Origin of the sequence: Pseudoalteromonas phenolica (assembly GCF_005886345.1) — a bacterium.
Lineage (GTDB): Bacteria > Pseudomonadota > Gammaproteobacteria > Enterobacterales > Alteromonadaceae > Pseudoalteromonas > Pseudoalteromonas phenolica_A.
In genome coordinates, this window is the sequence record NZ_PNEC01000012.1 from 22,788 (window position 1) to 31,838 (window position 9,051).

Here is a 9,051-nt window from a genome sequence, read left to right on the forward strand (position 1 = left end):
CGTTTTTATCGCTTGCCTTGCCACTGGGCCATGGTTACTCGATCACAGCCTGCCATATCTTTTATAGTAAGTATATTGCTATACGCCATTTGTGCAAAAAACTCTTGTAATAACAGCGCTTGTTGGTAACCATGCTCAATCAGCAAATACCCATTAGGTGCCAGAAAGTTCCGCGCTTGCTCAATGATTAGCTTAATATCAGCCATACCATTATCAGGCGCGACAAGTGCACTTTTTGGTTCAAAACGCACATCGCCTTGACTTAAATGTTCATCGAGCTCATCAATATACGGCGGATTACTAACAATAAGATCAAATTGCTGATTTGATACAGAGCTAAACCAATCGCTTTGTAAAACAGTGACATTATTTAAAGCAAGTTTTTGTTGATTTCGCTTTGCAAGTTCAACAGCTTGCTCAGAATAATCGACCGCGGTGATCTGCCAATTAGGCTGCTCTGATGCCAACGATAACGCAATGGCACCTGTACCGGTCCCCAAATCAAGCATGTTAGCATTAATAGGCAAATCTAAACTAAGCGCTTTTTCAACTAGGGTCTCGGTATCAGGTCTTGGAATTAACGTCGAGTTATTGACTTCAAGTTCTAAACTCCAAAACTCGCGGACACCAACTAAATGAGCGACCGGGTGGCCTGTTTCTCGTTCTGCGATCAGCTTCTCAAATATACCCAATTGCACATCAGTAAGTTCGGCTTCAGGCCAAGTAAATAAATAACTTTTGGGTTTATCAATCACATAAAGTAATAAAACTTCAGCGTCTAGTTTAGGTGATTCGGAGGTATTTCGAAGAGTTTGGGTTGCCCAAGCGATTGCTTGGGCGACAGTTAGGTTTGCCACAATTACTCGTCACCCATTGCTGCTAATAAATCAGCTTGGTGCTCAAGTAATAATGGGTCAATCACGGCACCTAATTCACCGGCTACGATCTCATTCAGACGGTAAAGTGTTAGGTTAATACGGTGATCAGTAATACGACCTTGCGGGTAGTTGTAAGTACGAATACGCTCTGAGCGGTCACCACTCCCTACAAGGTTACGACGTTCAGATGCTTCAGCTGCTTGGCGCTTTTCATCTTCAGCTTGTTGTAAACGTGCACCTAATACAGAAAGGGCTTTAGCACGGTTTTTGTGCTGAGAACGTTCATCCTGACATTCAACAACCACACCTGTCGGAATGTGCGTAATACGAATTGCAGAATCCGTCTTGTTAACGTGCTGACCACCGGCACCCGATGCACGGAAGGTATCTACTTTTAAATCTGCTGGGTTAATTTGGATCGCTTCGGCTTCAGGGATCTCAGCCATGACAGCTACTGTACATGCAGAAGTGTGAACGCGGCCTTGAGACTCAGTTTCAGGCACACGTTGTACACGGTGCGCACCTGATTCAAACTTCAATTTACCGTAAACACCTTCACCACTGATGTGCGCGATGACTTCTTTATAGCCTCCATGCTCACCTTCGTTGGTACTAACAACTTCAACTTTCCACTTTTGAGTTTCCGCGTAACGGCTGTACATGCGGAATAAATCACCAGCGAAAATTGCCGCTTCGTCACCACCTGTACCTGCACGCACTTCAAGATAAACATTGTTGTTATCTTTCGGATCTTTTGGCAGCATCAAAATTTGTAGTTCATCTTCAAGGGCAACAATGGCAGCTTTTGCTTCTTTATATTCTTCTTGCGCCATCTCACGCATATCAGGATCTGAGTCCTTCAGCATTTCTTCAGCTGTCGCCACATCGTCTTGAGCTTGCTGGTAAGAAGCAAACGCTTTAACTACGTCTTCAAGTTCTGAGTATTCTTTTGATAAGGCACGGAAACGATTTTGATCGCCAATAACTTCTGGATCACTTAGCATCGCTTGCACTTCTTCATAGCGCTCGGCTAAGGTCTCTAATTTACGATATACAGACTCTTTCATTAATTTACTTTTCCTGCTCGATTCCTAATGTTTGTTTAAGCACTGCCAATTTATCGATATCACCCTCTTGCGCCGCGGCCTGTATTGCCCGTGTTGGTGCGTGAGTTAAACGATTTGTGAGCTTGTTAGCCAATTCAAGCAACACTTTTTCGGCTGATTTGCCTGATTGTAGCTGATTTACAGCCTTTTCTACTAATTCTGTTTTTACTTCTTGCGCCGAGTCTCGATACTGTCGAATAACATCAATCGATCCTTGTGAGCGTTGCCACTTAGCAAATTCATGGGTTTTTTGCAGTATGATCTCTTGCGCTTGCTCTGCCGCTTGCTCACGGCTTGCCATATTTTCGTTGACGATGGCTTGTAAGTCGTCAACTGAGTAAAGGTAAGCAGCATCTAACTCGCCCACCTGACTTTCAATATCTCGCGGCACAGCAATATCAACGAACAACATTGGTTTGTGGCGTCGTTGTTTAAGCGCTTGCTCAACCATCCCCTTACCAATGATAGGTAATGTACTAGCCGTCGAACTGATAACAATATCAGCGTCATGCAGTTTTTCTGGCAATTGCGCCAATGAAATCACATCGGCTTCAACTTCTTCACCTAAGTTTTTAGCACGCTCAATTGTTCTATTAGCAACCGTGATGGCTTTTGGATGCTGCTGATATAAATGCCTTGCAACCAACTCAATGGTCTCACCTGCGCCAATTAACAGCACTTTGGTTTTATCTAGTTGGCCATAAATGTGTTTAGCTAGATTAACTGCTGCATAGGCAACAGATACGGCACTGGCACCAATATCTGTTTCAGTTCTCACTTGCTTGGCGACTGAAAAGGTTTTTTGGAATAATCGCTCAAAAGTAGGCAACACACAGTCGTGCTGTTTAGCACTGTTGTAAGACTGTTTGATCTGACCAAGGATCTGCGGCTCGCCCAGCACTAAAGAATCTAAACCACAGGCAACGCGCATTAAGTGATTAATGGCGTCTTGGTTTTGATGTATATAAACATTATCTTTAAGCTGTTCAGTGTCGATACAGTGAAAATCAGCTAACCATTTGAGAAGCGCTTGGGAATTGCTATGCTCAAGGCTACAATACAGCTCAGTTCGGTTACAGGTCGAGACAATCACGGTCTCTTTAAACTGCTCAGAGCTCGCCAATTGCGATAATGCGTTTGATAATTGCTCAGGTGAAAACGCTACTTTTTCGCGTAATTCAACCGATGCTGTTTTGTGATTAATACCAAGTGCGATAATGGTCATAGCTACCAATAAATTGCTCGAGCCCTGCAAGAAAGCCGAGAATTTTATCAAACATCCTGCAAATATGGAAAGGAAGGAACAACATTTGAAACAAATTCATTTGATTTTGCTCATGTTTTTTTTATTTATCAGTGGCTGTGCCCAACGAATAACTGAGCAAGACGTACCGCAAACTGGTTGGCGGTCGCAATTAGAGGAACAAAAAAACTGGAAAGCCAGTGGTAAAGTTGCCTTTATAGCCCCAGATGATCGGCAATCTGTTAACTTTAATTGGCAACTAAAAGCAAGTCGTCAACACCTTATTTTATCCAGTTTTATTGGCACACAATTGCTTGAACTAATAGAGCATGAAAATCACAGTGAAATGGCCTATCAAGATGATCAATATATTGATCAAAGTAGTAGTGAGCTCATCGCCAGATTGAGTGGTTTTCAATTACCTTTTGAAAAAGCACCGCTTTGGTTAACCGGTGCCATTCGCAGTGACCATAATCAGTATGATCCGCAGTCGCGCCTTAAGTCTGCAAAGTGGACAGATGAGCAAGGTAAAACATGGCTTATTAACTATCAAAGCTATCAAATGGTTGATGGCTTTTGGGTACCAAAACGTATTTCACTTACTCAAGATAAACTAAGAATAAAAATTCAACTCAATTCATGGCAATTTAATAATGAATAACTTGACTCTAACGGCTCCAGCAAAACTTAATCTGTTTTTACATATCAATAATCAGCGGGAAGACGGCTATCATGAATTAGAGAGTTTGTTTACCTTTTTAGATTTTGGTGACGAATTAGAGTTTAACTTAACGGATGATAACCAAATTAATATTATTGGTGATACCAAAGATATAAAAACTGAAGACAATCTAATCTTTAAAGCGGCTCAAGCTTTGTTGCCATACAAGCATACCACCCAAGGCGTGACGATTAGCTTAAAAAAATGTTTGCCTATGGGCGGTGGTGTTGGTGGTGGTTCATCCGATGCAGCAACCACTTTGTTGGCATTAAATTCTTTGTGGCAATGTCATTTAGACCTAAACACCTTAGCTGAAATAGGCTTAACACTCGGTGCCGATGTGCCTGTATTCATAAATGGTAAAACCGCCATAGCGCAAGGCGTTGGTGAAAAACTCAATGCCGTTGAGATTGAACATAAATGGTATTGTGTGGTGTTCCCCAATGTTCATATTAGTACAGCAAAAGTCTTCACTCACCCTGATTTACCAAGAGATACGCCAAAACTAACAAGTCAGTGGTTTATGGAAAATACCAGCAACGATTGTGAAGCTCTGGTTAAAAAGCTCTACCCCGAGGTTGAAAAGACCCTGCAGTGGTTGCTAAAATACGGGCCGTCAAGAATGACTGGGACGGGAGCGTGTTGTTTTGTGGAGCTAGACTCTGAGCAAAGCGCACGGCGTGTACTCTCTGAATTACCCAATGCTTGGCAAGGGTTTATCGCCCCAAGCCATGCTGTATCACTGGCCCATCGCCAGTTAGCGTCATGGCTTAAAGAGTAGAAGTAAAATTGTTTAAGTTAGCCTGTTTTGACAACGTCATTGCATGTTAGTCCAAAAAATTTCAGTGCCTGAGGAACCCTACCGTGCCTGACATGAAGCTCTTCGCTGGTAACGCAACGCCTGAGTTAGCTCAAAAAATTGCGAAACGTTTATTCATCGAGTTAGGTGATGCTGTTGTTGGTCGTTTTAGTGACGGCGAGATCAGTGTTCAAATCAATGAAAATGTTCGTGGTTCGGATGTCTTCATCATCCAATCAACTTGTAACCCTACAAACGACAACCTAATGGAACTAATCGTGATGGTTGACGCTTTGCGTCGTGCATCAGCGGGTCGTATTACAGCTGTAATTCCTTACTTTGGTTATGCACGTCAAGATCGCCGAGTGCGCTCTGCTCGTGTTCCAATCACTGCAAAAGTAGTTGCTGACTTCTTATCAAGCGTAGGTGTTGACCGCGTTTTAACTGTTGACCTACACGCAGAGCAAATCCAAGGTTTCTTTGATGTGCCAGTAGACAACGTGTTTGGTAGCCCGGTATTACTTGAAGATATGCAATCTCGTGATTTCGACGACGTTGTTGTTGTATCTCCAGATATTGGTGGTGTTGTTCGTGCGCGTGCCATTGCCAAGCTACTTAACGATACTGACCTTGCGATTATTGATAAGCGTCGCCCTAAAGCAAACGTATCTCAAGTAATGCATATCATTGGTGATGTTGAAGGCCGTGACTGTGTTATTGTTGACGACATGATCGACACTGGTGGTACATTATGTAAAGCTGCAGAAGCGCTCAAAGAACATGGCGCTAAGCGCGTATTTGCTTATGCAACGCACCCAGTACTTTCTGGTGCTGCGGCAGAAAACCTTCGCAACTCTGTTATTGATGAAGTTATCGTGACTGACTCAATCACGTTAAGTGATGAGCTTCGTTCAATCGATAAAATTAAAGTATTGACCCTTGCAGATATGTTGGCAGAAACGATTCGCCGTATCAGCAATGAAGAGTCAATCTCGGCAATGTTTACACACTAAACAACGCCTACCTAGACAAAAAGCACCTTCGGGTGCTTTTTTTGTTTAAATTACCATCTAGCAGTGGTATAGTAGCGCGCCTTTTTAAGGTGAAGGGTTTGGTCGCGAGCCCTTTAACTATTTATTTAACTATTATTTTGGAGACATCCATGTCTAACGAATTATACACTTTAGATGCAGAAGTACGTGAAGTTTTAGGTACTGGTGCGAGCCGCCGCCTACGCCGTGCTGACAAAGTTCCTGCTGTTCTTTACGGTGCTGAAAAAGACGCTGTATCTTTAACGCTTGACCACAACAAAGTGATCAAAGCACAAGAAGACGAAGGTTTCTACTCACACATCCTTACGCTAAACATTGGCGGTGAGTCTGTTGAAGCTATTCTTAAAGATATCCAACGTCACCCGTACAAGCCTAAGGTTGTTCACCTTGATTTCCAACGCGTTGACGCTGCTCACAAGATCCACACTAAGGTTCCTGTACACTTCATCAACGAAGAAACTGCAACTAAAGGCGGTAACACTGTTGCTCACCACGTAACAGAAATCGAAATCACTTGTTTACCAGCTCAACTTCCTGAGTTCGTAGAAGTAGACGTAGCAGCATTAGAAGTAGGTGCAACTGTACACCTTTCTGACGTAGCTCTTCCTGCAGGTGTTGTTTCAGTAGAACTAGCTAAAGGTGCAGACCACGACCAAGCAGTTGTTACTTTAAACGCTCCTAAAGGCGCTGCTTCTGAAGAAGCTGAAGAAGCTGCAGAATAATTCCTAAGGTGTTAGCACCTTGAATACTATTCAAATGCTTGTGGGCCTGGCTAATCCAGGCCCCGAATATGCTCAAACCCGTCATAATGCCGGTGCGTGGTTCATCGAAGAACTGGCAAAACGCTACAATTGCATCTTAAAACCTGATTCAAAGCATCACGGCCTGACTGGCAAAGTCATAATCAACAACCAAGAATTCAAACTGCTTATTCCTACGACTTATATGAACTTAAGTGGTAAAGCGGTATCAAGCCTTGCTAATTTTTATAAAATCCCAGCTGAAAATATTCTAGTTGCCCATGACGAAATGGACATGGAACCGGGGATCGCCAAAATCAAAAAAGGCGGTGGTCACGGTGGTCACAATGGCTTGAAAGACATTATTGCTAAAATGGGCAATAACAAAGAATTTATGCGTTTACGTGTTGGTATTGGTCACCCTGGACACAGAGATAAAGTAACAGGCTGGGTTTTAGGTAAAGCTCCTCAAGCTGACCAAGAAAAAATTGACGCTGTGGTTGATGAAGCTGTTCGTTGTATGGAAATTTTAGCAAAAGACGGTGTGTTAAAAGCACAAAACAGACTACATTCATTTAAGCCGTAAAATCGCTTACGGCAACAATTTGATTAACTGAAGGTTCAAAATTATGGGTTTTAAATGTGGCATTGTAGGTTTACCTAACGTTGGTAAATCAACCCTATTTAATGCATTAACTAAAGCGGGAATTGAAGCCGCAAACTTTCCGTTTTGTACAATCGAACCAAACACAGGCGTTGTTGCCGTGCCAGATCCGCGTTTAGACCAACTGGCTGAGATTGTTAACCCACAAAAAACAATCGCAACAACCATGGAGTTCGTTGATATTGCGGGTCTTGTAAAAGGCGCGTCAAAAGGTGAAGGTTTAGGTAACCAATTCCTTGCTAATATTCGTGAAACTGATGCCATTGGTCATGTTGTTCGTTGTTTCGAAGATGAAAACATTGTTCACGTATCTGGCCAAGTAAATCCGGCTGATGATATCGATGTTATCAATACTGAACTTGTTTTAGCTGATATGGAAGCTGCGGATCGTGCAGCTCAGCGTAATGCAAAAAAAGCGAAAGGCGGCGATAAAGAAGCTAAATTCCAGAACGAAGTACTAGAAAAAGTGAAAGCCCATTTAGATGAAGGCTTAACACTGCGTTCTTTAGAGCTTAGTAAAGAAGAACTAGCTGCTATTAAGCCGCTTAACTTCCTAACAATTAAACCAACCATGTATATTGCGAACGTTACTGAAGATGGTTTTGAAAATAACCCATTCTTAGAGCAAGTTCGTGAAATTGCTGCAAACGAAGATGCAGTTGTGATCCCTGTGTGTGCAGCAATTGAATCTGAGCTTTCAGAGCTAGAAGAAGAAGATAAGTTAGAGTTTATGGCTGATCTTGGTCTTGAAGAACCAGGCCTCAACCTTGTGATCCGTGGTGGTTACGAGCTACTTAAATTACAAACTTACTTCACTGCTGGTGTAAAAGAAGTACGTGCATGGACTATCCCAGTGGGCGCAACTGCGCCACAAGCTGCAGGTAAAATCCACACAGACTTCGAACGTGGCTTTATTCGTGCACAGACAATTGGTTTTGATGATTATATCGAATTCAAAGGCGAAAGCGGTGCGAAAGACGCAGGTAAAATGCGCCAAGAAGGTAAAGAATACATTGTTAAAGATGGCGACGTAATGAACTTCCTGTTCAACGTTTAATCGCTTTAACTGAGTGTTTTGAAAAGGAGACTAGATGTCTCCTTTTTTGTTTTTCTAAAAGCAGCTCACTTTTTATCTTTTTATCTTTTTATCTTTTTATCTTTTTATCTTTTTATCTTTTTATGGTTCATATTCAGCCATTTCGCGCAATTAATCTGCAAAAGAACTTTAATGACAACTTTTTTGCAAAAAAGGTGTTGACGAGTTTGGAGCATATCAGCATAATACGCCCCGCACCAGCGATGGTGACACACTAAAAAGAGATGGCTATGTAGCTCAGCTGGTTAGAGCACATCACTCATAATGATGGGGTCCCCTGTTCAAATCAGGGCATAGCCACCATGCTTTTTAGAGTTGATTAGCAACTATAAAACTAACTACCTTGTAGTGCGGAAGTGGCGGAATTGGTAGACGCGCTGGATTTAGGTTCCAGTATCTTCGGATGTGAGAGTTCAAGTCTCTCCTTCCGCACCATGTTCTCGATTAGAACTAAAATAATCAAACTACTTTAGTTGGAGTATCGCCAAGCGGTAAGGCAGCGGGTTTTGATCCCGCCATTCTCAGGTTCAAATCCTGATACTCCAGCCAATGGCTATGTAGCTCAGCTGGTTAGAGCACATCACTCATAATGATGGGGTCCCCTGTTCAAATCAGGGCATAGCCACCATTTTCTTTTAAAGAAAACATGCGGAAGTGGCGGAATTGGTAGACGCGCTGGATTTAGGTTCCAGTATCTTCGGATGTGAGAGTTCAAGTCTCTCCTTCCGCACCATGTTCTTAAAGTTTGAACT

General features: G+C 42.5%; 9 protein-coding genes and 5 tRNA genes. 11 read left to right on the forward strand and 3 right to left on the reverse strand.

The annotated features are described in order from the left end of the window. Window positions 1–5 precede the first annotated feature (5 nt). Genes prmC through hemA form a run of 3 tightly spaced genes read right to left on the reverse strand, consistent with a single transcriptional unit; the run spans window position 6 to window position 3,209 of the window. Window positions 6–857 carry a peptide chain release factor N(5)-glutamine methyltransferase gene (gene prmC / locus CWB72_RS06445; RefSeq protein ID WP_138630054.1) on the reverse strand — a complete coding sequence of 284 codons (852 nt, stop codon included), beginning with the start codon at window positions 855–857 and terminating at the stop codon, window positions 6–8. A 2-nt stretch (window positions 858–859) separates the two neighbouring features. Continuing rightward, window positions 860–1,945 (reverse strand): peptide chain release factor 1, encoded by a 1,086-nt coding sequence (gene prfA / locus CWB72_RS06450; RefSeq protein ID WP_058030804.1) that lies wholly within the window; start codon window positions 1,943–1,945, stop codon window positions 860–862. Between the two features lie 4 nt (window positions 1,946–1,949). Continuing rightward, window positions 1,950–3,209, reverse strand: a complete 1,260-nt coding sequence (gene hemA, locus CWB72_RS06455) for a glutamyl-tRNA reductase (protein ID WP_138630056.1) — start codon at window positions 3,207–3,209, stop codon at window positions 1,950–1,952. Between the two features lie 85 nt (window positions 3,210–3,294). On the opposite strand from hemA, the gene lolB reads away from it, so the two are divergent. The 11 genes from lolB to CWB72_RS06515 all read left to right on the forward strand — a co-directional run bounded on the left by lolB (window position 3,295) and on the right by CWB72_RS06515 (window position 9,032). Next, complete coding sequence (lolB, locus tag CWB72_RS06460) at window positions 3,295–3,888, forward strand: lipoprotein insertase outer membrane protein LolB (protein ID WP_171037231.1); 594 nt, start codon at window positions 3,295–3,297, stop codon at window positions 3,886–3,888. Then, window positions 3,881–4,729: a 4-(cytidine 5'-diphospho)-2-C-methyl-D-erythritol kinase gene (gene ispE, locus CWB72_RS06465; protein WP_138630060.1), complete on the forward strand. Its 849-nt coding sequence runs from the start codon at window positions 3,881–3,883 to the stop codon at window positions 4,727–4,729. The genes lolB and ispE overlap by 8 nt, the downstream gene beginning before the upstream one ends. A gap of 83 nt (window positions 4,730–4,812) precedes the next feature. Further along, window positions 4,813–5,760 (forward strand): ribose-phosphate pyrophosphokinase, encoded by a 948-nt coding sequence (locus tag CWB72_RS06470; RefSeq protein WP_130254997.1) that lies wholly within the window; start codon window positions 4,813–4,815, stop codon window positions 5,758–5,760. A 149-nt stretch (window positions 5,761–5,909) separates the two neighbouring features. Next, on the forward strand, window positions 5,910–6,521 hold the full coding sequence (locus CWB72_RS06475; protein WP_138566989.1) for a 50S ribosomal protein L25/general stress protein Ctc: 612 nt from the start codon (window positions 5,910–5,912) through the stop codon (window positions 6,519–6,521). A gap of 19 nt (window positions 6,522–6,540) precedes the next feature. Beyond that, window positions 6,541–7,125 (forward strand): aminoacyl-tRNA hydrolase, encoded by a 585-nt coding sequence (gene pth / locus CWB72_RS06480; RefSeq protein ID WP_058030810.1) that lies wholly within the window; start codon window positions 6,541–6,543, stop codon window positions 7,123–7,125. 43 nt (window positions 7,126–7,168) lie between these two features. After that, the gene (gene ychF / locus CWB72_RS06485; RefSeq protein WP_058030811.1) at window positions 7,169–8,260 is read left to right on the forward strand and encodes a redox-regulated ATPase YchF; all 1,092 of its coding nucleotides are present in this window, start codon (window positions 7,169–7,171) and stop codon (window positions 8,258–8,260) included. A gap of 265 nt (window positions 8,261–8,525) precedes the next feature. Beyond that, a tRNA-Met gene (locus CWB72_RS06495) sits at window positions 8,526–8,602 on the forward strand. A gap of 47 nt (window positions 8,603–8,649) precedes the next feature. Continuing rightward, window positions 8,650–8,734, forward strand: a tRNA-Leu gene (locus CWB72_RS06500). A 39-nt stretch (window positions 8,735–8,773) separates the two neighbouring features. Beyond that, a tRNA-Gln gene (locus tag CWB72_RS06505) sits at window positions 8,774–8,848 on the forward strand. 2 nt (window positions 8,849–8,850) lie between these two features. Further along, window positions 8,851–8,927 (forward strand) — tRNA-Met (locus tag CWB72_RS06510). Between the two features lie 20 nt (window positions 8,928–8,947). Continuing rightward, window positions 8,948–9,032 (forward strand) — tRNA-Leu (locus CWB72_RS06515). Window positions 9,033–9,051 lie beyond the last annotated feature (19 nt).